This window comes from Streptomyces sp. NPDC001381, assembly GCF_042895685.1.
Taxonomy (GTDB): domain Bacteria; phylum Actinomycetota; class Actinomycetes; order Streptomycetales; family Streptomycetaceae; genus Streptomyces.
Genome location: NZ_JBIAWO010000005.1, coordinates 485,907 through 509,539, shown reverse-complemented (window position 1 = coordinate 509,539; position 23,633 = coordinate 485,907). Strand labels below are relative to the sequence as shown.

At 72.4% G+C, this 23,633-nt stretch carries 25 protein-coding genes and 1 pseudogene; 11 read left to right on the top strand and 15 right to left on the bottom strand.

All coding sequences use genetic code 11. The features are described from left to right. Window positions 1-1,245, bottom strand: coding sequence for a geranylgeranyl reductase family protein (locus ACFY2L_RS24970; protein ID WP_390657583.1), 1,245 nt, complete (start codon window positions 1,243-1,245; stop codon window positions 1-3). Window positions 1,246-1,447: 202 nt separating this feature from the next. Here ACFY2L_RS24970 and ACFY2L_RS24965 point away from each other — a divergent pair, with 202 nt between their 5' ends. Then, complete coding sequence (locus ACFY2L_RS24965) at window positions 1,448-2,803, top strand: dipeptidase (protein ID WP_390657582.1); 1,356 nt, start codon at window positions 1,448-1,450, stop codon at window positions 2,801-2,803. A gap of 63 nt (window positions 2,804-2,866) precedes the next feature. After that, a pseudogene (locus ACFY2L_RS24960) lies at window positions 2,867-3,189 on the top strand (MBL fold metallo-hydrolase); the annotation flags it as partial. Here the strand turns inward: ACFY2L_RS24960 and ACFY2L_RS24955 are convergent. The 3 genes from ACFY2L_RS24955 to ACFY2L_RS24945 all read right to left on the bottom strand — a co-directional run bounded on the left by ACFY2L_RS24955 (window position 3,167) and on the right by ACFY2L_RS24945 (window position 6,378). Next, window positions 3,167-4,210: an NUDIX domain-containing protein gene (locus ACFY2L_RS24955; RefSeq protein ID WP_390823419.1), complete on the bottom strand. Its 1,044-nt coding sequence runs from the start codon at window positions 4,208-4,210 to the stop codon at window positions 3,167-3,169. The pseudogene ACFY2L_RS24960 and the gene ACFY2L_RS24955 sit on opposite strands and share 23 nt — an antisense overlap. Window positions 4,211-4,366: 156 nt before the next feature. Continuing rightward, window positions 4,367-4,561: a hypothetical protein gene (locus tag ACFY2L_RS24950; protein ID WP_390657579.1), complete on the bottom strand. Its 195-nt coding sequence runs from the start codon at window positions 4,559-4,561 to the stop codon at window positions 4,367-4,369. A gap of 872 nt (window positions 4,562-5,433) precedes the next feature. Continuing rightward, entirely contained in the window at window positions 5,434-6,378 is a 945-nt protein-coding gene (locus tag ACFY2L_RS24945) for an ROK family protein (RefSeq protein WP_390657578.1), read from the bottom strand. A gap of 234 nt (window positions 6,379-6,612) precedes the next feature. Between ACFY2L_RS24945 and ACFY2L_RS24940 the strand changes: the two genes are divergently transcribed. The 3 genes from ACFY2L_RS24940 to ACFY2L_RS24930 all read left to right on the top strand — a co-directional run bounded on the left by ACFY2L_RS24940 (window position 6,613) and on the right by ACFY2L_RS24930 (window position 8,931). Next, on the top strand, window positions 6,613-7,650 hold the full coding sequence (locus tag ACFY2L_RS24940; RefSeq protein ID WP_390657577.1) for a LacI family DNA-binding transcriptional regulator: 1,038 nt from the start codon (window positions 6,613-6,615) through the stop codon (window positions 7,648-7,650). Window positions 7,651-7,717: 67 nt separating this feature from the next. Next, on the top strand, window positions 7,718-8,455 hold the full coding sequence (locus ACFY2L_RS24935; protein WP_390657575.1) for a hypothetical protein: 738 nt from the start codon (window positions 7,718-7,720) through the stop codon (window positions 8,453-8,455). An 86-nt stretch (window positions 8,456-8,541) separates the two neighbouring features. Then, the gene (locus ACFY2L_RS24930) at window positions 8,542-8,931 is read left to right on the top strand and encodes a VOC family protein (RefSeq protein WP_390657573.1); all 390 of its coding nucleotides are present in this window, start codon (window positions 8,542-8,544) and stop codon (window positions 8,929-8,931) included. Between the two features lie 15 nt (window positions 8,932-8,946). Here ACFY2L_RS24930 and ACFY2L_RS24925 read toward each other — a convergent pair whose 3' ends face one another. Then, window positions 8,947-10,251, bottom strand: coding sequence for a DUF6986 family protein (locus ACFY2L_RS24925; protein WP_390657572.1), 1,305 nt, complete (start codon window positions 10,249-10,251; stop codon window positions 8,947-8,949). 183 nt (window positions 10,252-10,434) lie between these two features. On the opposite strand from ACFY2L_RS24925, the gene ACFY2L_RS24920 reads away from it, so the two are divergent. Further along, window positions 10,435-11,346, top strand: a complete 912-nt coding sequence (locus ACFY2L_RS24920; RefSeq protein ID WP_390657571.1) for an endonuclease/exonuclease/phosphatase family protein — start codon at window positions 10,435-10,437, stop codon at window positions 11,344-11,346. A 95-nt stretch (window positions 11,347-11,441) separates the two neighbouring features. Here the strand turns inward: ACFY2L_RS24920 and ACFY2L_RS24915 are convergent, their stop codons facing one another. The 5 genes from ACFY2L_RS24915 to ACFY2L_RS24895 form a co-directional block, all read right to left on the bottom strand. Next, window positions 11,442-12,404, bottom strand: a complete 963-nt coding sequence (locus tag ACFY2L_RS24915) for an electron transfer flavoprotein subunit alpha/FixB family protein (RefSeq protein WP_390657570.1) — start codon at window positions 12,402-12,404, stop codon at window positions 11,442-11,444. Between the two features lie 52 nt (window positions 12,405-12,456). After that, window positions 12,457-13,245 carry an electron transfer flavoprotein subunit beta/FixA family protein gene (locus tag ACFY2L_RS24910; RefSeq protein ID WP_390657569.1) on the bottom strand — a complete coding sequence of 263 codons (789 nt, stop codon included), beginning with the start codon at window positions 13,243-13,245 and terminating at the stop codon, window positions 12,457-12,459. A 218-nt stretch (window positions 13,246-13,463) separates the two neighbouring features. Beyond that, window positions 13,464-13,973, bottom strand: coding sequence for a flavin reductase family protein (locus ACFY2L_RS24905; protein WP_390657568.1), 510 nt, complete (start codon window positions 13,971-13,973; stop codon window positions 13,464-13,466). 47 nt (window positions 13,974-14,020) lie between these two features. After that, the gene (locus ACFY2L_RS24900) at window positions 14,021-14,101 is read right to left on the bottom strand and encodes a putative leader peptide (RefSeq protein WP_390657891.1); all 81 of its coding nucleotides are present in this window, start codon (window positions 14,099-14,101) and stop codon (window positions 14,021-14,023) included. Between the two features lie 81 nt (window positions 14,102-14,182). Continuing rightward, a complete protein-coding gene (locus ACFY2L_RS24895) occupies window positions 14,183-14,596 on the bottom strand; it encodes a TlpA family protein disulfide reductase (protein WP_390657567.1) in 414 nt (137 codons plus the stop codon). 75 nt (window positions 14,597-14,671) lie between these two features. Between ACFY2L_RS24895 and ACFY2L_RS24890 the strand changes: the two genes are divergently transcribed. After that, complete coding sequence (locus ACFY2L_RS24890) at window positions 14,672-15,088, top strand: DUF4395 domain-containing protein (protein ID WP_390657566.1); 417 nt, start codon at window positions 14,672-14,674, stop codon at window positions 15,086-15,088. A 184-nt stretch (window positions 15,089-15,272) separates the two neighbouring features. Further along, entirely contained in the window at window positions 15,273-16,001 is a 729-nt protein-coding gene (locus tag ACFY2L_RS24885; protein ID WP_390657565.1) for a lysophospholipid acyltransferase family protein, read from the top strand. Window positions 16,002-16,053: 52 nt separating this feature from the next. On the opposite strand, the gene ACFY2L_RS24880 is transcribed toward ACFY2L_RS24885, so the two are convergent. The 4 genes from ACFY2L_RS24880 to ACFY2L_RS24865 form a co-directional block, all read right to left on the bottom strand. Continuing rightward, window positions 16,054-16,650 (bottom strand): transglutaminase domain-containing protein, encoded by a 597-nt coding sequence (locus ACFY2L_RS24880; protein WP_390823418.1) that lies wholly within the window; start codon window positions 16,648-16,650, stop codon window positions 16,054-16,056. A gap of 81 nt (window positions 16,651-16,731) precedes the next feature. Next, complete coding sequence (locus ACFY2L_RS24875) at window positions 16,732-17,802, bottom strand: threonine aldolase family protein (protein WP_390657563.1); 1,071 nt, start codon at window positions 17,800-17,802, stop codon at window positions 16,732-16,734. Continuing rightward, complete coding sequence (locus ACFY2L_RS24870) at window positions 17,799-18,545, bottom strand: SDR family NAD(P)-dependent oxidoreductase (protein WP_390657562.1); 747 nt, start codon at window positions 18,543-18,545, stop codon at window positions 17,799-17,801. Before ACFY2L_RS24870 ends, ACFY2L_RS24875 begins: the two co-directional genes overlap by 4 nt. 35 nt (window positions 18,546-18,580) lie before the next feature. Further along, entirely contained in the window at window positions 18,581-19,978 is a 1,398-nt protein-coding gene (locus tag ACFY2L_RS24865; RefSeq protein WP_390657561.1) for a DUF6421 family protein, read from the bottom strand. Window positions 19,979-20,248: 270 nt separating this feature from the next. On the opposite strand from ACFY2L_RS24865, the gene ACFY2L_RS24860 reads away from it, so the two are divergent. Next, a complete protein-coding gene (locus tag ACFY2L_RS24860; protein WP_390657560.1) occupies window positions 20,249-20,932 on the top strand; it encodes a glycerophosphodiester phosphodiesterase in 684 nt (227 codons plus the stop codon). A gap of 6 nt (window positions 20,933-20,938) precedes the next feature. Here the strand turns inward: ACFY2L_RS24860 and ACFY2L_RS24855 are convergent, their stop codons facing one another. Next, window positions 20,939-21,481, bottom strand: a complete 543-nt coding sequence (locus tag ACFY2L_RS24855) for a GNAT family N-acetyltransferase (RefSeq protein ID WP_390657559.1) — start codon at window positions 21,479-21,481, stop codon at window positions 20,939-20,941. Between the two features lie 73 nt (window positions 21,482-21,554). Here ACFY2L_RS24855 and ACFY2L_RS24850 point away from each other — a divergent pair, with 73 nt between their 5' ends. Next, a complete protein-coding gene (locus ACFY2L_RS24850; protein ID WP_390823417.1) occupies window positions 21,555-21,947 on the top strand; it encodes a VOC family protein in 393 nt (130 codons plus the stop codon). A gap of 895 nt (window positions 21,948-22,842) precedes the next feature. Then, entirely contained in the window at window positions 22,843-23,607 is a 765-nt protein-coding gene (locus tag ACFY2L_RS24845) for a VOC family protein (protein WP_390657557.1), read from the top strand. The last annotated feature ends 26 nt before the right edge of the window (window positions 23,608-23,633 follow it).

Below are 23,633 nucleotides of genomic sequence, written 5' to 3'. Positions count from 1 at the left end.
TCAGGAGTCCTCCGCCTCCGGCGCCGGCGCCGGCTCCTGCCGCCGGTCCATCATGGTCAGCACGCGCTGGGCCATCGGATGGGTGCGGACGAGCTCGCCGAGGGACGTCCGGCCCCGGGTGATGTCGGTGAACGACCGCCAGGCCGGGCGGAAGCCGGTGAGGGCCGCGTGGAACAGACCCGGACGGCGCTCGAAGATCGCCAGCATCCGCTTGCCGACCGCCATCTCCACGCCGAGGCCCGCCTTGATCGCGAACGCGTAGTTCAGGGCCTGGCGGCGGGTGTCCACCGCGTCGTGCGCCTCGGCGATACGGACCGCCCACTCGCCGGCCAGACGGCCCGAACGCAGGGCGAAGGAAATGCCCTCGCGGGTCCACGGCTCGAGCAGACCCGCCGCGTCCCCGCACACGAGCACCCGGCCGCGCGACAGCGGCGAGTCGTCGGCGCGGCAGCGGGTCAGATGGCCGGAGGAGATGCTCGGCTCGAAGCCGGCGAGGCCGAGCCGCCCGATGAAGTCCTCCAGGTAGCGCTTGGTGGCGGCGCCCTCGCCGCGCGCGGAGATCACGCCGACGGTCAGCGTGTCCCCCTTGGGGAATACCCAGCCGTAGCTGCCGGGCATCGGGCCCCAGTCGATGAGGACGCGGCCCTTCCAGTCCTCGGCGACCGTGTCCGGAACCGGGATCTCCGCCTCCAGGCCGAGGTCCACCTGGTCGAGCTTCACGCCGACGTGCGCTCCTATGCGGCTGGCGCTGCCGTCCGCGCCCACGACCGCGCGCGCCAGGACGGTCTCGCCGCCCTGGAGGACGACCGCGACGGTACGCCGGTCGGGCACCGCCGAGCCGTGCTGCTCGACCCGTGTGACCGTGACGCCCGTACGCAGCTCGGCGCCCGCCTTCTGGGCGTGTTCGACCAGCTGCTGGTCGAAGTCGGGCCGGTTGATCAGTCCGAACAGCATCTGCCGGGAGCGGCGGGTGCGGGTGAAGCGCCCGTTGTTGGAGAACGTCACCGCGTGGACGCGGTCGCGCAGGGGCAGCTCGAAGCCGGGCGGCAGCGCGTCCCGTGAAGGACCGATGATGCCGCCGCCGCACGTCTTGTAGCGGGGCAGCTCCGCCTTCTCCAGCAGCAGCACGCGCCGTCCCGCGACCGCCGCCGCGTAGGCGGCCGAAGCCCCCGCGGGTCCCGCGCCCACCACGACGACGTCCCACACCTGCCGCACGTCGTCCGCCGAAGAGTTCTCGCTGCTCACGATGGTCTACTGCTCCCGATCAAGCCGCCTGCCGCACCTGTCCCCCGCATCCTACGGCGGAGATCGTCACGGTCCGATGACAGTCCGCTGTGGGAAGATCGGCGGCGTACGCGACCCCATCCCGGCAGCGCGTACGCTCGCACGGTCCCCCGGACGGACCAGTGCCACCCTGTACAACGTCGCACCCACAAGGAGCGTGCCCATGTCGTCGAATCCGGTCGCCGAAACCGTCGCCTCGCTGATGCCCAGGGCGAAGGCGGAGCTCACCGAGCTGGTGGCCTTCAAGTCGGTGGCGGACTTCGACCAGTTCCCCAGGAGCGAGAGCGAGGCCGCCGCGAACTGGATCACGGCCGCGCTGCGCGCCGAGGGATTCGAGGACGTGGCACTGCTGGACACGCCCGACGGCACCCAGTCGGTGTACGGCTGTCTGCCCGGCCCGGAGGGCGCCCGGACCGTTCTGCTCTACGCGCACTACGACGTGCAGCCGCCGCTGGACGAGGCCGGCTGGACCACCCCGCCGTTCGAGCTGACCGAGCGCGACGGCCGCTGGTACGGACGCGGTACCGCCGACTGCAAGGGCGGCTTCATCATGCACCTGCTCGCGCTGCGCGCCCTCAAGGCGAACGGCGGCGTCCCGGTGCACGTGAAGATGATCGTGGAGGGCTCGGAGGAGCAGGGCACCGGCGGTCTGGAGCGGTACGCCGAGCAGCACCCGGACCTGCTCACCGCCGACACCGTCGTGATCGGCGACGCGGGCAACTTCCGTGTCGGCCTGCCCACCGTCACCTCCACCCTGCGCGGCATGACCATGATGCGGGTGAAGATCGACACCCTGGAGGGCAACCTGCACTCGGGGCAGTTCGGCGGCGCGGCGCCCGACGCGCTGGGCGCGCTGATCCGCGTACTGGACTCGCTGCGGGCCGAGGACGGCTCGACCACCGTCGACGGGCTGACCGACGAAGCGCGGTGGGAGGGTCTGCAGTACGACGAGGCGCAGTTCCGGCAGGACGCCAAGGTCCTGGACGGTGTCGGGCTGATCGGCTCCGGCACGGTCGCCGACCGCATCTGGGCCCGGCCCGCGGTGACCGTCCTCGGCATCGACTGCCCGCCGGTCGTCGGCGCCACCCCGTCCGTGCAGGCGAGCGCCCGCGCGCTGATCAGCCTGCGGGTGCCGCCGGGCGTGGACGCGGCCGAGGCGACGAAGCTGCTCCAGGCGCACCTGGAGGCGCACACGCCGTGGGGCGCGCGGGTGAGCACCGAGCAGATCGGCCAGGGGCAGCCGTTCAGCGCCGACACCACCAGCCCGGCGTACGCGGCGATGGCCGAGGCGATGGCGGTCGCCTACCCGGGTCAGGAGATGCAGTACGCCGGCCAGGGTGGCTCCATCCCCCTGTGCAACACCCTCGCGTCCCTCTACCCGGACGCGGAGATCCTCCTCATCGGCCTGAGCGAGCCGGAGGCCCAGATCCACGCGGTCAACGAAAGCGTCTCCCCGGAGGAGCTGGAGCGCCTCGCGGTGGCCGAGGCGCTGTTCCTGCGGAACTACGCGGCGAGCTGAGCCGCTCTGCCGTGGGCAGAGGGCCCCGTCCGACGGACGGGGCCCTCTGCCCACGGTCGTGCCATGGACGTCGTCGAGCTGCCCCCCGCCTGCACCTGCTCCGCTTCCCGGTCGGCCAGGCCTTTCTCTGGCGTGACGGCGACGAGTTGACGCTGATCGACACCGGCCCGCCGGGCTCCGGCACGGCGATCGCCGGGGCGGTCACGGCGCTGGGACACCCGCCCGGAGCCCTGCGGCGGATCCTCCTCACCCACTTCCACGAGGACCACGCCGGTGGCGCCGCCGAGTTGGCGGCGACGAGCCGCGCGCAGGTGCTGGCGCACGGTGCGGACGCCGCCGTGCCGCGCGGCGAAGGGCACACGCTCAGCCCACCGGGATGCCCGCCTCCAGGTAGAGGGCCGCTCCGCGTTCCCGTGCCCGCAGGGCCCAGCGCAGCCGCTCGTAGCGGACCGGAGGGAGGAGGCGGGCCGCCTCCTCCTCCGTGACAAAGCGCCAGCCGCGCAGTTCGGGCCCCGGCAGCAGCAGTCCCTCGGCGGCCGCCGAGTCGAGCCGGCCGCCGTCGAAGAGGAGGCGCAGCCCGCCGTAGCCGGGCGGCTGCGGCCGCTCCCAGTCGACGACGAGCAGCCTGGGTATGTCGTCCAGCCGGATCCCGGTCTCCTCCAGGACCTCCCGCATGCCCGCGCGCGCGGGCGCCTCGCCGGGCTCCACGACACCGCCGGGGAACTCCCAGCCGGGCTTGTAGGTCGGGTCGACGAGCAGCACCCGGTCCTGCTCGTCGAAGAGCAGGACCCCGGAGGCGAGCGTCTCGCCGGTGGGTTCGGGGGTCTGCACGATGTCGCAGGCCGGCACGGCACCGGTGCCGACCGCCTCGGCGACGCGGACGGCGGTCTCGTACGGGGTGAGGTGGCTGGTGTCGACAAGGTGGGCGTCGGCGGCGAGCCAGGAGGCCAGGGCGGCGCGGTAGGGCTCGATGTGGTCGTAGGACCACTGGCGGATGCGCATCTCGCCGTCGGGGAGGTCGGGCGGCACCTCCCGGCCCGCTATCCGCCCGCGCAGGATCGTTTCCGCCGGAGCGAGGAGCACATGGCGGACCTGTATCCGGCGGGCCGCGAGACCGCCGAAGATCTCGTCACGGTACTCCTGGCGGAGCAGGGTCATGGGGACGACGAGGGTGCCACCGAGCTCACCCAGCAGCGCGGCGGCGGTGTCGATCACGAGCCGTCGCCAGATCCGCAGGTCCTGGAAGTCGCCGACCTCGGCGAGGCGCTTGGGCGGCAGCAGGTGCGGGAGCCCTCCGCCGATGACCTCGGGGTCGAAGAGCGTGCTGTTCGGGATCAGGTCGATCAGTTCCCGTGCGGTCGTGGTCTTGCCCGCACCGAACGCGCCGTTGATCCAAACGACGGTCACATTTCCCCCTCTTCTGTTGGCCCCCTGTGGCTTGCCCGCTCCACCCTGCCACGGAAACCAGTTCGGGGAAGAGGGCGCACGAAGGCCGTGGCACCGGTGCCCCCGGCGGGGGCGGCGGTGCCACGGCCTCGCGCCCTCGGCGTCCCGCGTCCGCCGTCAGCCGCCCTGGCCCAGCGCGTCGTCGTCCATCGCGAGACTGTCACTGGCGACGGTGTGGTCGAGCGTGCTGAGGGTGTCACCGACGTTCAGCTCGTCGAGGTCCTGGGCGGCCAGGCCGTGCGAGGGGGTGATGGCCGCGACGACGAAGCCGGTGGCGAGGGAGGCGATGGCGAGCATGCTGCGCTTCTTCATGCCCACTCCAACGGGCCGAACGCCACGGAGGTCACGCGACGCCCCAGCCCCACCTCCGACCGGTCGCCCCACCGGTCCCCGCCCCCACCGGTCCCGCTGAACCACCAGTCCGCGTGTCCGCCGGTTCGCGATGCGCGATCCGCGATCCGCGATCTTCGGTCCGCGATCCCCTGGGTCCGCGGTCCTCGGACATGCCTGCCCACCGGTCCGCGATCCACTGGGCCGCGGATCGACCGGTGCGCCGATCCCGCGAGCCGTCAGCCGCGGGACGCGTCGCGGGAGCACGGCGAGCCACCAATCCGTGACCCACCAGCTCGCCGGTCCGCGACCCACCAGCCCAGGGGACCCCCGGCATCGGGCGCAGCACGCCGAGCCACCAATCCGCGAGCCACCGCCCACCGACCCGCGACTCCGCCCACACGTCCGTTCCACGGATCCGCCGACCCTCCGGTCCACCGATCGACCAGCCCCCGGTCCGCGACCCACCAGCCCACGGGACCCCCGGCATCGGGCGCAGCACGCCGAGCCACCAGTCCGCGAGCCACCGCCCACCGACCCGCGAGTCAGCCGATGCGCCCATCCACGGATCCGCCGGCCCTCCGACCCACCGATCGACCAGCCCCCGGTCCGCGGCCCACCAGCCCCGGCGCCCGGCGCCCGGCGCCCGGCACAAGGCGCGCCAAACGAGTCACAGATCCGCGAGCCACCGACCAGCGACCCGCGCACCCACGCACCCGCCGATACGCAGATACGCCGATACGCAGACCCGTGATCCGCCGCCCCACCCCTGCACCACCCCGCCTGAACGTTCCTGCAGAGCAACACTCGCCGCAAGCCGCACAGCACCCCCGCAGCACCCCGCGGAGCGCCGCTCACACCCCCGCCGTCGACGTTCCCGCCAGTGCCGCGGCGGCGGCTCCCACCAGGCCCGCGTCCGTCCCCATCTGCGCCGGGACCACCGTCAGGCGCTGGACGAAGGAGAGGGTCGCGTAGTCGCGGAGGGCCCGGCGCAGCGGCGCGAAGAGGATGTCGCCCGCCTTGCCGACACCCCCGCCGATCACCGCGATGTCGATCTCGACGAGGGTCGCGGTGGCCGCGATGCCGGCGGCGAGGGCCTGGGCTGCGCGTTCGAAGGAGGCGACGGCCACCGGGTCACCCGCGCGGGCGGCGGCGGCCACCGCGGCGGCGGAGGTGTCGCCGTCGGGGCCGGGCCGCCAGCCGTTCTCCAGGGCGCGACGGGCTATGTGGGGGCCGCTGGCGATGCGCTCGACGCAGCCACGCGCCCCGCAGGGACACGGGTCGCCGTCGAGGTCGACGCTGATGTGACCGATGTGGCCGGCGTTGCCGGTGGGACCGGGGTGGAGCCGTCCGCCGAGCACCAGGCCCCCGCCCACTCCCGTGGAGACCACCATGCACAGGGCGTTGTCATGGCCGCGGGCGGCGCCCTGCCAGTGCTCGGCCGCCGTGATCGCCACGCCGTCGCCGATCAGCTCGACCGGCAGACTCCCGGTGGCGGCGCGGACGCGGTCGACGAGCGGATAGTCGCGCCAGCCGGGCACGTTCACCGGGCTGACCGTGCCGGTGGAGGCGTCCACCGGGCCGGCGCTGCCGATGCCGACGGCGTACGCGCGCGGCCACAGCGGCGAGGCGGTCAGCTCCTTCAGCACCTCCTCGACGGCCCCCATCACGGTGTCGCCGCCCTCCTGCGCGGGCGTGGGCCGCTGTGCGCGGACCAGGATCGTGCCGTCGCCGTCCACCAGCCCTCCGGCGATCTTGGTGCCGCCTATGTCGAGCGCGGCCACGAGGTCGGTCTGCATCACAGTGTCGGTTCTCCCCGTCAACCTTGGAAAAGGGCCGGCCGGCCCGTGGTGGGGGACGTGGCCGGAGTTTGTCGGTGGACAGTCTCTCCCGCATCTGACAACGTTGTCCAGGCTCTATGCTCGACGCCACATCCTCATACAAACCCAGGGACTCATCCACCCCGCCGGCACCACGGTGCCCGCGGCGGCGTGACGTACCTCCCGTGGACGACAGGAACAGGACACCGCATCGTGCCCGAGACGCCGCGCCGCCCCGACAACCGTTACGGCAACCGTCCCACGATGAAGGACGTCGCGGCACGCGCCGGGGTCGGACTCAAGACCGTCTCGCGCGTGGTGAACGGCGAGCCGGGGGTCACGCCCGAGACGGAGCGCCGCGTGCAGGAGGCCATCGACGCGCTCGGCTTCCGCCGCAACGACAGCGCGCGGGTGCTGCGCAAGGGCCGCACCGCGAGCATCGGCCTGGTCCTGGAGGACCTCGCGGACCCGTTCTACGGCCCGCTGAGCCGCGCGGTGGAGGAGGTGGCCCGCGCGCACGGCGCGCTGCTGATCAACGGCTCCAGCGCCGAGGACCCCGACCGTGAGCAGGAGCTGGCGCTGGCGCTGTGCGCCCGGCGGGTGGACGGTCTCGTGGTGATCCCGGCCGGGGACGACCACCGCTATCTGGAGCCGGAGATCAAGGCGGGCGTGGCCACGGTCTTCGTGGACCGGCCGGCCGGGCAGATCGACGCCGACTGCGTGCTGTCGGACAACTACGGCGGGGCCCGCGAGGGCGTGGCCCACCTCATCGCGCACGGGCACCGCAGGATCGGCTTCATCGGCGACATGCCGCGCATCCACACGGCGGCGGAGCGGCTGCGCGGCTACCGGACGGCGATGGAGGACGCGGGGATCGAGGTCGAGGACGCCTGGGTCTCGCTGGGCACGACCGATCCGGGCCGGGTGCGCAGGGCGGCCGAGGAGATGCTGTCCGGTCCCGAGCCGGTGACGGCGGTCTTCTCGGGCAACAACCGGGTGACGGTCACGGTGATCCGGGTGCTCGCGGAGCAGTCCCGTGCGGTGGCCCTGGTGGCCTTCGACGACCTGGAGCTGGCCGATCTGCTGCAGCCGGGTGTGACCGTGGTCGCCCAGGACGCGGCGGCGCTCGGCCGGACCGCCGCGGAGCGCCTGTTCCGGCAGCTGGAGGGCACCCTGGTCCTGCCCGAGCGTATCGAGCTGCCCACCAGGCTCATCGCCCGCGGTTCGGGCGAACTGCCCCCGGCGGACTGAACGCGCGGGCGCCTCGGCGGACCGGAGACGGAGCCGCTGCGGGGCCGCTGAGGCAGACTGGACGGAGATGGACGAACGCCGAGAGCTCCGTACGCTGGAGGCGCTGGGGCTGGCTCACGCGCCGCGTGATCACCCGCTGACCTATCCGGGTGTGTGGCCGACCGGGTCGGGCCTGCTCGCCGGCGATCTGATGCTGCCGCTGGACCGGCTCACGCACCCCGGCCGCACCCCGGTGCTGGCGGTCGGCTCCAACGCCTCCCCCGGTCAACTGCGGCACAAGATGGCCGTGTCGGGGATCAGCTCCCCGATCCCGATGGTGCGGGCCCGGGTGACGGGCGTCGGTGTCGGTGTCTCCGCGCACATCAGCCGGCCGGGGTACGTGTCCGCCTCTCCCGTCGACTCCCCCGGTGCGACACGGGAGTTGTTCGTCATCTGGCTCGACGCCGGGCAACTCGCCGTGATCGACGCGACCGAGCCGAACTACGACCGGGCCGTCCTGGCCGCGCCGCGGTACCGCGTCGAGCTGGAGAACGGCGAGAGGCTTCCCGAGGTGTTCTCGTACGTGAACCGGCACGGCGTCCTGCACAGCGGCACGGACGCTCCGCGCGGCCATCCCGGCCAGCACGCCCTCATCACCGAACTCCTCCTCAAATCAACGGCGTTGAGGCGGCTGTTCGGGACCACACCGGAGGAGTTCGTCACCCGGGCGCGGGCCGACCCGCGTCTGCCTCCGCAGGGCACACGGCTGTTCGCGGAGGAGAAGAGGGTGACGAACTCCGGCCTGGAGCACCTGCGGTGTGGTTAGGATCAGGGCACGGCATCGCGTGTCGGTCACCGACCGGGTGAGGCATGGAGGTGCCCGTGAGATTGCCTTGCGGAGGCATTCCACACATGTCAGTCGAGTTGAACCACACCATCGTCCATTCCCGTGACAACCGGGAGTCCGCCGAGTTCCTCGCGCACATCCTCGGACTCGAAGTCGGCACCGAGTGGGGCCCGTTCGTCCCGGTCGACACCAGCAACGGAGTCACCCTGGACTTCGCCACCGTCCCGGCGGAGTCGATCGTCATGCAGCACTACGCGTTCCTCGTCTCCGACGAGGAGTTCGACGCCGCCTTCGACCGGATCGAGGCGGCCGGGATCACGTACTTCGCGGATCCGCACGGCCGGCGGCCGGGTGAGATCAACCATCACCACGGCGGCCGGGGCCTGTACTTCATGGATCCGGCCGGGCACGGGATGGAGATCATCACGCGCCCGTACGAGTTCCCCGAGCAGTAGCCCCGAGGGCCCTGGCTACTGCGCCGAGGCCGTCAGATCACCTCGCCGGGGTGCCGCGAAGCCCTCCAGGGCCGCCCGGGACAGACCGGTCGCGCCGGTCACCTCGGCGAGGTCGAGCGCGCCGCAGTCCAGGCCGCGCAGCAGATGGCCGCTGAGGGCCTTGGCGGTGGCCGGTTCGTCCATCACGTCGCCGCCGGCCCGGCCGGCGTACCGGGACAGGCGCTCGGCGGCCTGCGCGAACCCCTCGCGGTAGAAGGCGAAGACGGCTGCGTAGCGGGTGGGGAGGTGGGCGGGGTGCATGTCCCAGCCCTGGTAGTAGGCGCGGGAGAGTGCGCGGCGGGTGAGGCCGTAGTGCAGGCGCCACGCGTCGTGGACCTTCTCGGTCGGGCCGACGGGCAGCACGTTGGTGGAGCCGTCCGAGACGCGTACGCCGGTGCCGGCCGCGGCGACCTGCATGACCGCCTTGGCGTGGTCGGCGACCGGGTGGTCGCCGGCCTGGTAGGCGGCGGACACGCCGAGACAGGCGCTGTAGTCGAAGGTGCCGTAGTGCAGGCCCGTGGCGCGGCCTTCGGCGGCCTGGATCATGCGGGCGACGGTCGCGGTGCCGTCGGTGGCGAGGATGGCCTGGCTGGTCTCGATCTGGATCTCGAAGCCGAGCCGGCCGGGCTCGAGGCCGCGGGCCTTCTCGAAGGCCTCCAGGAGCCGCACCATGGCGGTGACCTGCTCGGGGTAGGTCGCCTTCGGCAGCGTCAGCACCAGGCCGTCGGGCAGGCCGCCGGCCGCCAGCAGGCCGGTGAGGAAGACGTCGAGGGTGCGGATGCCCCGGTCGCGTACGGCGGCCTCCAGGCACTTCATGCGGATGCCCATGTACGGGGCCGCCGTGCCCTTCGCGTACGCCTCGGCGACGAGCCGGGCGGTCCGTGCGGCCGCCTCGTCCTCCTCGGCGTCCGGGCGGGGGCCGTAGCCGTCCTCGAAGTCGACGCGGAGGTCTTCGACGGGCTCGCGCTCCAGCTTGGCGCGCACGCGCGCGTACACGGGGCCGGCGAGCGCGTCGGACAGGCCGAGGCAGGCGGCGAACGAGGCGGCGTCGGGGGCGTGCTCGTCGAGGGCGGCGAGGGCCCTGTCGCCCCAGGAGCGTACGGTGTCCGCGGCGAAGGCGTCGGCGGGGACGTAGACGGTGTGCACGGGCTGGCGGGTGCCGGGGTCGCCGGGGTAGCGGCGGTCGAGTTCGGCGTCGACCGGGGCGAGGGAGGCGCTGATCTCCTCGGTGACGGCGCCCGTGAGGCTGGTCGCCACCGTCTCCTGCTGGCCCTGACCCATCCCACGCCCTCCTGTTTTCCGCTGTACGGAATCAACAATCCGTAGAACGAAGCTATCCGTGGCGGTCGCGGCGGGTCAACACCCTGTCCACGCCGTGGTCGTGTGTGATCACTTCCGCACCATCCCCCTCTTCCGCACAGACCCGCACACCTTCATCCTGGCTCACGAGGCGAAGGGGGACACATGGCGGGCAGCGGAGAGCCGACCCGGCGGGCGGGGCTGCGAACGATGGTGGCCGCCGCCGTCGCCGTGCCCCTGCTCGGCACGGCGGGGGCCTCGGAGGCCCGGCGCGAGGGCCCCGCACCGCACCGGAAGCCCGAGCCGGTCCCGCCGCTGGACGTCATGTCGTTCAACATCCGGGTGCCCGCCGCGTCGGACCCGTGGGCGCTGCGCCGTCCGGTCATGCGCACGCTGTTACAGCGGGCGGCCCCGCACGTCATCGGCACCCAGGAGGGCCAGTTCTCCCAGTTGCTGAACATCGGGGCCGACCTCGGTCCGCACTACGACTGGATCGGCACCCCCGGCAGCGGCAACGAGGAGTCGACCGCCGTCTACTACGACGTCCGCCGGCTCGCCCCGGTCGAGCACGACGTCTTCCGGCTCTCCGACACGCCCACCGTGCCCGGCTCCAACACCTGGGGCGCGGCCTTCCCCCGGCTGGTGACCCGGGTCCGCTTCCGGGACCTGCTCGACGCGGGACGGGAGTTCCACGTCCTCAACACCCATCTCGACCATCGCAGCGAGTACGCACGCGCGCGGGCGGCCCGCCTGATAGCCGAGCGGATCCGGGGGCTCGGATTCTCCCGCCCGGTCCTGCTGACCGGCGACTTCAACGCCGTCGCGCACGCCGCCACGGCCTACGACACGCTGCTGCGCGCGGGCCTCGTGGACACCTGGGACACGGCGCGGCGGCGCGGACCGGCGTACGGGACGTTCCACGGGTACCAGGGGCTGCGGCCGGACGGGGACCGCATCGACTGGATCCTGGCCACGCCCGGGGTGAGGGTGCGCCGGGCGTGGGTCGACACGTACTGCGCGAACGGCCGGTACCCGAGCGACCATCTGCCGGTGACGGCGTCGGTGCGCCTCGGCTGAACACGCCGGGGCCCCCGTGACCGCTGCGGTCACGGGGGCCCCGTACAGCTGACGGCGACCGGATCGGGTGATCACTCGACCGGCCGGCCGGGGGATCAGCCCTTGCGGGCCTTGATCTCCTCGGTGAGCTGCGGGACGACGTCGAACAGGTCGCCGACGACGCCGTAGTCGACCAGGTCGAAGATCGGGGCCTCGGCGTCCTTGTTGACGGCCACGATCGTCTTCGAGGTCTGCATGCCGGCGCGGTGCTGGATGGCGCCGGAGATGCCGTTGGCGATGTAGAGCTGCGGCGAGACGGACTTGCCGGTCTGGCCGACCTGGTTGGTGTGCGGGTACCAGCCGGCGTCCACCGCGGCGCGGGAGGCGCCCACGGCCGCGCCGAGGGAGTCGGCGAGGGCCTCGATGATGGCGAAGTTCTCCGCGCCGTTGACACCACGGCCGCCGGAGACGACGATCGCGGCCTCGGTCAGCTCCGGGCGGCCGGTGGACTCACGGGCCGTGCGGCCGGTGACCTTGGTGCCGGTGGCCTGGTCGGAGAAGGTGACCGCGAGGGCCTCGACCGCGCCGGCGGCCGGGGCGGCCTCGACGGCGGCCGAGTTCGGCTTGACCGTGATGACCGGGGTGCCCTTGATGACGCGGGACTTGGTGGTGAAGGACGCGGCGAACACCGACTGGGTGGCCACCGGGCCCTCGTCGCCGGCCTCGAGGTCGACGGCGTCGGTGATGATGCCGGAGCCGATGCGCAGCGCCAGACGGGCGGCGATCTCCTTGCCCTCGGCGGAGGACGGGACCAGGACGGCGGCCGGGGAGACGGCGGCGACGGCGGCCTGCAGCGCGTCCACCTTCGGTACGACGAGGTAGTCGGCGTACTCGGACGCGTCGTGGGTGAGGACCTTGACCGCGCCGTGCTCGGCGAGCGCGGCGGCGGTGTTCTCGGCACCGGCGCCGAGCGCGACGGCGACGGGCTCGCCGATGCGGCGGGCGAGGGTCAGCAGCTCGAGGGTCGGCTTGCGGACGGCACCGTCCACGTGGTCGACGTAGACGAGGACTTCAGCCATGGGATTGCTCTCCTGCGAAACGAAGTTGAGGGGGCGGTCGGCGTGTCGAGCCTTAGACGAACTTCTGGCTCGCGAGGTACTCGGCGAGCTGCTTGCCGCCCTCGCCCTCGTCCTTGACGATCGTGCCGGCGGTGCGGGCCGGGCGCTCGGCCGCGGCCTCCACCTTGGTCCAGGCGCCGTCGAGGCCGACCTCCTCCGCCTCGATGTCGAGGTCGGAGAGGTCCCAGGACTCCACCGGCTTCTTCTTGGCCGCCATGATGCCCTTGAAGGACGGGTAACGGGCCTCACCCGACTGGTCGGTGACCGACACGACCGCCGGCAGGGAGGCCTCGAGCTGCTCGGAGGCGGCGTCGCCGTCGCGGCGGCCCTTGACGGTGCCGTCCTCGACGGAGACCTCGGAGAGCAGGGTGACCTGCGGGACGCCCAGGCGCTCGGCGACCAGCGCCGGCAGCACGCCCATGGTGCCGTCGGTGGAGGCCATGCCGGAGATCACCAGGTCGTAGCCGGCCTTCTCGATGGCCTTGGCCAGCACCAGGGAGGTGCCGATGGCGTCGGTGCCGTGCAGGTCGTCGTCCTCGACGTGGATCGCCTTGTCGGCGCCCATGGACAGGGCCTTGCGCAGGGCGTCCTTGGCGTCCTCGGGGCCCACCGTCAGGACGGTGATCTCCACGTCGTCGTCGGAGTTCTCGGAGATCTGCAGCGCCTGCTCGACGGCGTACTCGTCGAGCTCGGAGAGCAGACCGTCCACGTCGTCCCGGTCGACGGTCAGGTCATCGGCGAAGTGCCGGTCGCCAGTGGCGTCGGGCACGTACTTCACAGTGACAACGATCCTCAAGCTCACGCCGGCTCTCCTACTGCATCGTCAGTTCTCGGCTGCCTTCTTTCAGGCAGCATAGGCGCCACAAGCGGCCGATCCCGATCGGGGCGGCCCGCGCTCCGAACGAAATATTACTCGTCAGTACACCCAGTTCTTGCCCGCTAAGCAAGCGCTTTGAACTGTGACCTCTGCAACGCAGCGTAACCGGAACTCGACCGCTCCGCAGGAGAGCCGGGCAGTGATCAATGCCGCAGCGCGTTGAACCGGCCCTGGTGGTAGAGCAGCGGCCGGCCCGCGCCCGCGGGGTCGCCCAGGACGACCTCGGCCAGCACGATGCGGTGGTCCCCGGCGGGGACACGCGAGACGACCCGGCACACCAGCCAGGCGAGCACGTCGTCGAGGACCGGAACGCCCTCGGGGCCCGGCCGCCAGGCGGTGGGCGCGCCGAAGCGGTCGGCGCCGCTGCGGGCGAAGGTGGCGGCCAGTTCCTCCTGGTGCTCGCCGAGCAGGTGCACGCCCACGTGCTCGGCCCGGGATATCGCGGGCCAGCTCGACGCGCCCGTGCCGATGCCGAAGGAGAGCAGCGGGGGCTCCGCGGAGACGGAGGTCAGGGAGGTGGCGGTGAAACCGACCGGGCCGGACTCGCCGGAGGCGGTGATCACGGCGACTCCGGCGGCGTGCCGGCGGAAGACGGAGCGCAGGAGATCGGGGGAGGCGAGCTGAGCGGTGCCGAGGTCGGGCGAGGCCGTCATGGAGTTGTCGTCCTTCTGGGGAGAGCGGCGGGAGGGTCCGTGGTTGCTCAGCGACCCGGACAGCGCGCGCTCGCGGTACGGGCCAGGTCGACGTGGACCCGTCCGTAGAGAAGGAGTTCCTCAGGCATGGGCTCAGGCTGACGACGGGTGGCGTGTGCAGTCAAGTACGTTCCGGCATCTGGGAGGCGTCTCACGGCCGCCACGGCCCGTCACACCGCCTCCCCCAGTGCCGCGATGACGTCGGCTTTGCGGGGCTGGCCGGTGGCGCGCCGTACGACGCGGCCGTCGGCGTCGAGGACCAGGACCGTCGGGGTCTTGAGGATGTCGAGTTCGCGCACGAGGTCCAGGTGCTCCTCGGCGTCGATCTCGATGTGGGCCACGCCGGGCACCAGGCCCGCCACCTCCCCGAGGACCCGCCGGGTGGCCCGGCAGGGCGCGCAGAAGGCGCTGGAGAACTGCACGAGCGTGGCCCGCTCCCCCAGTGCCCCGCCCAGCCGGTCGGCGCCGAGCCGCTTCCCGTCGTCGCGCCCGCGCACCCGCACCCTCCCGCTCCGCCGCCGCTGCAGCACTCCGTAGGCGCTCGCCGCGACGAGCACCGCCACACACACCACCAGTCCGGTCATCAGCCGCTCCAGCGTTCACGAGACTGCAAAGATTCCCGACCCCAGGAATCGCCGCCGTTGCGGAATGCTTGATTCATGGACATCGATGTGAGGGGCCCGCGCTTCGGGGCCGCCGTCACGACCGTAGTACTGGCGGCCGTTCTGGTCACGGGCAGTGCCTGGCTGCTGGCCTGGCAGACACTGGCGTTCGCCCTGGGCGCGGCGGGCGGGGTCGGGCGCTCGCCGTACGGCTGGGTGTTCCGCAGGGTGGTACGGCCGCGGATCGGCCCGCCGGTGGAGTTCGAGTCGCCGCGGCCGCCGCGGTTCGCGCAGGCGGTGGGGCTGGCCTTCGCGGCCGCCGGTCTGATCGGCTTCACCCTGGGGCCCGGGTGGCTGGGGCTCGCGGCGACCGGTGCGGCGCTCGCGGCCGCTTTCCTCAATGCCGCTTTCGGGTACTGCCTGGGGTGCGAGATGTACCTGGTCGTACGGCGGGTGGCGGTACGGGCGGAGTGAACGTGACGTAAAAGACCGAGGTCGATCACGGGGCCGAGTGACGAGGATCTCGTCGCCCAGGGGCACGGGGACTGGCCCCCCGGCCGTTCTTCGGGCACGATCTGCGACATGCCGTAAACCTACGGCTGCGTAACTTTGCCCGGGGGGAATCCCTTCCGGGCAGAAGGAAGGGTCCGCCCCGCCCATGGCAGAGCTTGTCTACCGTCCCGTCGTCGGCCTCGCCCAGACCTTGTTCAAGGTCTGGGACCTCAAGATCGACTGCAAGGGGTCGGAGAACATCCCGCGCTCGGGCGGCGCCGTGCTGGTGAGCAATCACATCAGCTACCTCGACTTCATCTTCAACGGTCTGGCGGCGCTCCCGCAGAAGCGTCTGGTGCGGTTCATGGCGAAGGAGTCCGTCTTCCGCCACAAGGTGTCCGGCCCGCTCATGCGCGCCATGAAGCACATCCCGGTGGACCGCAACCAGGGCGAGGCCGCCTACCAGCACGCGCTGGACTCGCTGCGCTCGGGTGAGATCGTCGGGGTCTTCCCCGAGGCGACCATCTCGCAGTCCTTCACCCTGAAGAGCTTCAAGTCGGGCGCGGCGCGGCTCGCGCAGGAGGCGGGCGTGCCGCTGATCCCCATGGCCGTGTGGGGGACGCAGCGGCTGTGGACGAAGGGCCACCCGCGCAACTTCAAGCGCAGCCACACCCCGATCACCATCCGGGTGGGCGAGGCGATCGAGGCGTCCAAGGACAAGTACGCGGGTGCCCTCACCCGTCAGGTGCGCGAGCGGGTCCAGGAGCTTCTGGAGGCCGCCCAGCGCGCCTACCCGGTCCGCCCGAAGGACGCGAACGACACCTGGTGGATGCCGGCCCATCTGGGCGGGACCGCGCCGACGCCGGAGCAGGTGCGGGCGGCCGAGACCGGCTGAGGCCGCCGGGGAGACGCCGCCGGCCCCGGGGGACGTCTCCGTACCGCCCGGCTCAGTCCAGCCCGGCCGGAAGCGTCGCCCAGAGGTGGGGCCGGTCCGGCGCGGCCTTGAGCGCCGCCAGCACCGTTGGGTGCGGGGCGGCGTACAGCACGGGGTAGTCCAGCTCGCCCGCCCCGGCGTCCGGGAGGAAGGCGAGCCGTTCGCCGTCCAGGGAGAACCGCGCGTCCACCCCCGGCTTGTTGCCGCGCGGGTCCTGGCGGTGCCAGGCGCCGTGGAAGCGGACGGCGACCAGGCCGTGGACGCAGTACCCGGCACCGGCGTCATGGGCGAACCTCTGGTAGCACAGCGCCGTCGGGATGTCCTCGGCCCGCAGCAGGGCGGCGAGCGCGTGGGCCTTGGCGTAGCAGATGCCCGTGCCCTGTTCGAGCACGTCGGAGGCGCGCCAGGTGACGCGCGGGTCGCCCGAGTCCTGCGAGTGGGGAATCGTGTCGCGCACGAACTCGAACGCCAGACGCGCATAGTCATACGAGTCCACGGCATCCTTCGCCAGCCGTGCGGCCGTTTCCCTGACCAGCGGGCGGTCATGGTCGATGACCTCGTCTGCGGCCAAATAGGCGGACAGGTCGGGGTTCTCCTGGATCAGCTCCATGGCTGGAGAGCATAGAAACGCGATCACCCGAGAGTCAATGACTTTTCAGGTTACCGCATATCTATGCAGAGTTCGATGTCGCTAGTGCGCCATCTCCTCCTTGACGGCCGCGACGAACGCGTCCACGTCCTCCTCGGTGGTGTCGAACGCGCACATCCAGCGCACGACACCCTCGGCCTCGTCCCAGAAGTAGAACCGGAACCGCTTCTGCAGCCGCAGGCTCACCTCGTGCGGCAGCTTCGCGAAGACCCCGTTGGCCTGGACCGGGTAGAGGATCTCCACCCCGTGCACCGCCCGCACGCCCTCGGCCAGCCGCTGGGCCATCTCGTTGGCGTGCCGGGCGTTGCGCAGCCACAGGTCCTTGGCGAGCAGCGCCTCCAACTGCACCGACACGAAGCGCATCTTCGAGGCGAGCTGCATGGACAGCTTGCGCAGGTGCTTCATCCGGCCGACGGCGTCCTGATCGATGACGACGACCGCCTCGCCGAACAGCGCGCCGTTCTTCGTCCCGCCGAGGGAGAGGATGTCGACGCCGACCGCGTTGGTGAACGTCCGCATCGGGACGTTCAGGGAGGCGGCCGCGTTGGCGATGCGGGAGCCGTCCAGGTGGACCTTCATCCCGTGCGCGTGGGCATGGTCGCAGATCGCCCGGATCTCGTCCGGCGTGTAGAGGGTGCCGAGCTCCGTGCTCTGGGTGATCGACACGACCTGCGGCATCGCGCGGTGCTCGTCCTCCCAGCCCCAGGCCTGCCGGTCGATCAGCTCGGGGGTGAGCTTGCCGTCGGGGGTGGGGACGGTGAGCAGCTTCAGGCCGCCCATGCGCTCGGGTGCGCCGCCCTCGTCGACGTTGATGTGGGCGCTCTCGGCGCAGATCACCGCGCCCCAGCGGTCGGTGACCGCCTGGAGCGCGACGACGTTGGCGCCGGTTCCGTTGAAGACCGGGAACGCCTCCGCCGTGGAGCCGAAGTGGCTGCGCACGATCCGCTGGAGGTTCTCGGTGTAGTCGTCCTCGCCGTACGCCACCTGATGGCCGCCGTTGGCCAGGGCCAGGGCGGCCATCACCTCCGGGTGGGCCCCGGCGTAGTTGTCGCTGGCGAAACCACGGACCTCCGGGTCGTGATGGCGGCGGGCGTCGGTCTTCGGTGGGTTCACGGCTTCTCGGTGAGCCACAGACGCTGTCCGTTCACTTCGGGGGCGGACTTCTCCCAGACGCCGGCGATGGCCTCGGCCAGGTCCTTGACGTCGGTGAAGCCCGCGAACTTGGCGTGGGGCCGCTCGGCGCGCATCGCGTCGTGCACCAGCGCCTTCACCACCAGGATGGCGGCCGCGGAGCTCGGGCCCTCGGCGCCGCCGGCCTTGCGGAAGAAGTCGGCCAGGGCCAGCGTCCAGGCCTCGGCCGCGGCCTTGGCGGCGGCGTAGGCGGCGTTGCCCGCGGTGGGGTTGCTGGCGCCCGCGGCGCTGATCAGGACGTAGCGGCCCCGCTCGCTGCGCTGCAGCGACTCGTGGAAGGCGAGGGAGGTGTGCTGGACGGTCTTGACGAGCAGCAGCTCCAGCAGGTCCCAGTCGTCGAGGCTCGTCTTGGTGAAGGTCTCGCTGCCGCGCCAGCCGCCGACGAGATGCACCAGGCCGTCGACGCGGCCGAAGTCCTTCTCGATACGGGTGGCCCACTCCCGGGTGGAGTTCAGGTCGAGCAGGTCGACGGTGTCACCGGTGACGGTCGCGCCGCCGGCCTCGTAGCGGGCGTGGTCGACGGCCTCCGCCAGACGCTCGGGATCGTTGTCCGCGCCGACCACGGTCGCGCCCGCGCGGGCGAGCCTGAGCAGCGCCGCGCGGCCCGCGGGTCCGCCCGCGCCGGCCACCGCGATCACCGCACCGTTGAGAGCCCCGTTCCCCATCCTTGCCTCCTGCTGAGCGGTGTTCGTACGGTCGCTCACGCGGCGACCTTGTCGGCGCTGTCCGCCGTGATGCCCCGGGTCGAGGCGATCACGCTCTTCAGCTTCTTGGACAGTGCCTCATAGAACATGCTCAGCGGAAACTCGTCCGGAAGCACGTCATCCACGAGTTTGCGCGGCGGCTGGCTCAGGTCCAGGGCGTCGGGGCCCTTGGCCCACTTGGAGCCCGGGTGCGGGGCGAGGTAGGTGGAGACCAGCTCGTAGCCGGCGAACCAGTGGACCAGCTTCGGGCGGTCGATGCCGTCGCGGTACAGCGTCTCGATCTCGGCGCAGAGCTGGTTGGTGACCTGCGGGGCGCGCTGCCAGTCGATGTGCAGCTTGTTGTCGGTCCAGCGGACGACGTCGTGCTTGTGCAGGTAGGCGAAGAGCAGCTGGCCGCCGAGGCCGTCGTAGTTGCGGACGCGCTCGCCGGTGACGGGGAAGCGGAACATGCGGTCGAAGAGGACGGCGTACTGCACGTCACGGGCCTGCGGGACGCCGTCGGCCTCCAGCTTCACGGCCTCCTTGAAGGCGGTGAGGTCGCAGCGCAGTTCCTCCAGGCCGTACATCCAGAACGGCTGGCGCTGCTTGATCATGAAGGGGTCGAAGGGCAGGTCGCCGTGGCTGTGGGTGCGGTCGTGGACCATGTCCCAGAGGACGAAGGCCTCCTCGCAGCGCTTCTGGTCGTGGACCATCGCGGCGATGTCCTCGGGCAGCTCCAGGCCGAGGATGTCGACGGCGGCGTCGGTGACGCGGCGGAAGCGGGCGGCCTCGCGGTCGCAGAAGATGCCACCCCAGGAGAAACGTTCCGGCGCCTCACGGACGGCGATGGTCTCCGGGAAGAGCACGGCCGAGTTGGTGTCGTAGCCGGAGGTGAAGTCCTCGAAGGTGATGCCGCAGAACAGCGGGTTGTCGTAGCGGGTGCGCTCCAGCTCGGCCAGCCAGTCCGGCCAGACCATGCGCAGCACGACCGCCTCCAGATTGCGGTCCGGGTTGCCGTTCTGCGTGTACATCGGGAAGACGACCAGGTGCTGCAGGCCGTCCGCGCGGTTGGCGGCGGGCTGGAAGGCCAGCAGCGAGTCGAGGAAGTCCGGCACGCCGAAGCCGCCGTCGATCCAGGCCCGCAGGTCCCCGGCCAGCGCACGGTGGTACTCCGCGTCGTGCGGGAGCAGCGGGGACAGCTCCCCGACCGCCTCGATCACATCCCGGACGGCCTGCTCGGCCTGGGTGCGCTCCGGGGCGCCCTCGGCCGTGAAGTCGATCGACCCGTCCTTGGACTGCCAGGGGCGGATCCGCTCCACGGCATCCTTGAGCACCGGCCAAGCCGGGTGCTCCACCACCCTGCTCGCGGGAGGAATCCGCTCCTCCATCGCCGCCTGCACAAGAATTTCCGTCATGTCCCATCCTCCACTGGAGAACCTCGCGTGTGGACACCGTATGCATATGAGGTTTCCTCCAGCAAGTGGGGCCACGGGAAATTATCCTGCGCGCTCGCATCTTCACTGCAGTTTTTCCTGTCGGACACCGGAGGAGTGACTAGTTCCGCTACGGCTGGGTAGACGGGCCGGGCACCGCCGTCCACACGTGTCCCCGGCCGCCCGGGGGCCGTTAGGCTGCGGACTTCTCCACCCCCCGTCTCACCGCCGTCGACGGAAGCGAGTCCCGTCTTGAACTTCGTCACCATCGGTCACCGCGGCGTCATGGGTGTCGAGCCCGAGAACACCCTGCGCTCCTTCGTCGCCGCCGAGGAGGCCGGCCTCGATGTGATCGAGCTCGATCTGCATCTGAGCAAGGACGGCGCCCTCGTGGTCATGCACGACCCCGACGTGGATCGCACGACGGACGGTACGGGGCCCGTCGCCGACCAGACCCTCGCGGAGCTGAAGACGCTCGACGCGGGGCGTGGCGAGCGGGTGCCGGTGTTCGAGGAGGTCCTGGACGCGGTGGCGCTGCCGCTGCAGGCCGAGATCAAGGACGTGCAGGCGGCGCGGGCGCTGGCCGAGGTGATGCATGCCCGGGACCTGGTGGGGCGGGTGGAGGTGTCCTCGTTCCACGACGAGGCGGTCGCCGAGATGGCCCGCCTGGTGCCCGGGGTGCGCACCGCGCTGATCGGCAGCCGCTACGGCCTCGACATCGTTGCCCGGGCCGTGGACGCGGGGGCCGCCACCGTGTGCCTGAACCTGCGGCGCCTCACCCTGGAGATCGTCGAGGAGGCCCGCAGGCGGGACCTGCGGATCATCGGCTGGGTCGTCAACACCCAGCACCAGCTGCGGCTCGTCCGCGCGCTGGAGCTGGACGGCGCGACCACCGACTATCCGGAGATCCGGCGCACGGGCCGCTTCACCGCCTGAACCGGCTCAGACGAGCGGCTTGACCAGCAGCTCGAACTGCAGGTCGTCGCGCTGGGGGATGCCGAAGCGCTCGTCGCCGTAGGGGAAGGGCGTCATCCGTCCGGTACGGCGGTAGCCGCGGCGCTCGTACCAGGCGATCAGGTCGTCGCGCACCGAGATCACGGTCATGTGCATCTCGGTGGCGCCCCAGATCGCGCGGGCCTGCCGTTCGGCCTCCGCGAGGACCGTCCTGCCGAGCCCGCCGCCCTGAGCCGTGGGGCTGACCGCGAACATCCCGAAGTACGCGTGGGCGCCCCGGTGTTCGAGCTGGCAGCAGGCGACGATCCGGCCCTCCTGCTCGACCGTGAGCACCCGGCCGTCCGCCGACTCGATGATCTCGCGCACGCCCTCGGGGTCGGTCCGCTGTCCCTGGAGGATGTCCGCCTCCGTGGTCCATCCGGCCCGGCTGGACTCCCCGCGGTACGCCGACTCGACGAGCGCGACCAGCTCGTCCACGTCGGCGTCGGTGGCGTCACGGAAGGTGAGGGCGGGGGTGGCGGCGGTGTCCATGCGGGCGATCTCCGGTGTCTGGCGCGGCTGGGACTCGGACGAGCGTAACCCCGCCCCGCTAGGCTCCGGCTGCATGGTGCACGTACTCAGCAGCCGGACGCTGCTCCGCCCCACCGACCCCGAACGCTCACGCACGTTCTACGGCGAGCAGCTGGGCCTGGCCGTCTACCGCGAGTTCGGTACGGGCCCGGACCGCGGGGTCGTCTACTTCCTCGGCGGCGGCTTCCTGGAGCTCTCGGGCCGGTCCCGGACCCCGCCGGACCCCGCCGTACGGCTCTGGTTGCAGGTCCCGGACCTGGCGGCGGCGCACGAGGAGCTGCGGGCCAAGGGCGTCGGCATCGTACGGCCGCCGGTGAAGGAGCCGTGGGGGCTGGTGGAGATGTGGACCGAGGATCCGGACGGCACACCGATCGTGCTGGTGGAAGTACCGGCGGACCATCCGATCCGGTACCGACCGGGCATCTGAGACGGGCGGGCCGCGGCGGGCCGGGGGTGAGGCCGGTGCGGGCCGGGGGTGAGGGCCGGTGCGGCGGGCCGGGGGGAGGCCGTCGCGGGCCGAGGTGGGGCCGGTGCGGGCCGGCGGGAGGCCGGTGCGGGCCGGCGGGAGGCCGGTGCGGGCCGGGGCTGAGGGCCGGTGCGGGCCGGGACTGAGGGCCGGTGCGGGCCGAGGGGAGGCCGTCGCGGGCCGAGGTGGGGCCGGTGCGGGCCGGCGGGAGGCCGGTGCGGGCCGGGGCTGAGGGCCGGTGCGGGCCGAGGGGAGGCCGTCGCGGGCCGAGGTGGGGCCGGTGCGGGCCGAGGTGGGGCCGGTGCGGGCCGAGGGCTCGGAGCCACGGCGGGCCGAGAATGACGGGTGGCCGCAGGCCGAGGCTGGGGGCGGCCGCGGGCCGAGGGCTCAGAGCCACGGCAGGTCGAGGGTGCGAGCCGGCCATGCGCCGAGGCTGGAGGATGCCACTGGTCGAGGGCCCAGGGGCACCGCGGGCCCTCGCCTCCGGGGCGGGTTCCGGCACCGAGGAGCCAGGCCCGGAGCGCCGGTGGCCGGAACCGGAAGCCCAGCGGCCGGGGCGGGGGCCGGAGCCCCAGCGGCAGGACGGAGGCGCCGGATGGCGGGGCCGTCGCCCACGGGCCGAGGGCCCAGGGGCACCGCGGGCCCTCACCTCCGGAGCGGATTCCGGCACCGAGGAGCCAGGCCCAGAGCGCCGGTGGCCGGATCCGGAAGCCCGGGGCCGGAGCCCCAGCGGTAGGACGGGGGGCGCGGTGGCGGGGGCCGTCGCGTGGGGTGGGGAAGGGGTGTGGTCAGCGGATGCCGGGGGCGGGGGGCGGGCTTAGCGTGCTGGAGGGGTTCCCTTTTCTGGAGGAACGCCATGAAGCTCGACGTGCCCGTGCCCGGCGGGCCCTGCTGGGCCGAGCTGGGGACCAGTGACCTGGAGGCGGCGAAGCGGTTCTACGCGGAGCTCTTCGGCTGGCGTGCGGAGACGGATCCGCGGCAGGAGGCGGGCGGCTACACCGTCGCGCACCTCGGCGAGGCGGCCGTGGCCGCGCTGACCCCCCTCTACCAGGAGTCGCAGCCGTGCGCCTGGAGCGTGTCGTTCGCGGTGACCGACGCCGATGTCAGCGCCCGGCTGATCACGGAGGCCGGCGGCAAGGTGCTGGTCGGCCCGATGGACGTGTTCGACGTCGGCCGATTCGTGGTCGCCCTCGACCCGGGCGGTGCCGCGTTCCAGTTGTGGCAGGCGCGGACCTTCCCGGGCGCGGGCCTGTTCAACGCGCCCGGCTCGCTCGGCTGGGTGGAACTGCTGACCCGCGATCCCGACCGGGCGGAGACCTTCTACACGACGGTGTTCGGCTGGACCGTGGGCTCTTCGGAGAACTACCGGCAGTGGGGCGTCGGCGGCGCTGACTTCGGCGGCATGATCACGATGGACGACACGTTCCCGCCCGAGGTGCCGCCGCACTGGCTGCCGTACTTCGCGGTGGCGGACGTGGACGCCTCCGCGGTGACGGCGACGCAGGCCGGCGGCAGCGCGCTCATGGAGCCGTCCTCCGTGCCGGACGGCCCGCGGATCGCGGTGCTGCGCGATCCGCAGGGTGCGCTGTTCGGGGTGTACCGGGCGGGCGACGAGAAGTGAGCGGCACCGGCCCTTCGTGCCCTGTG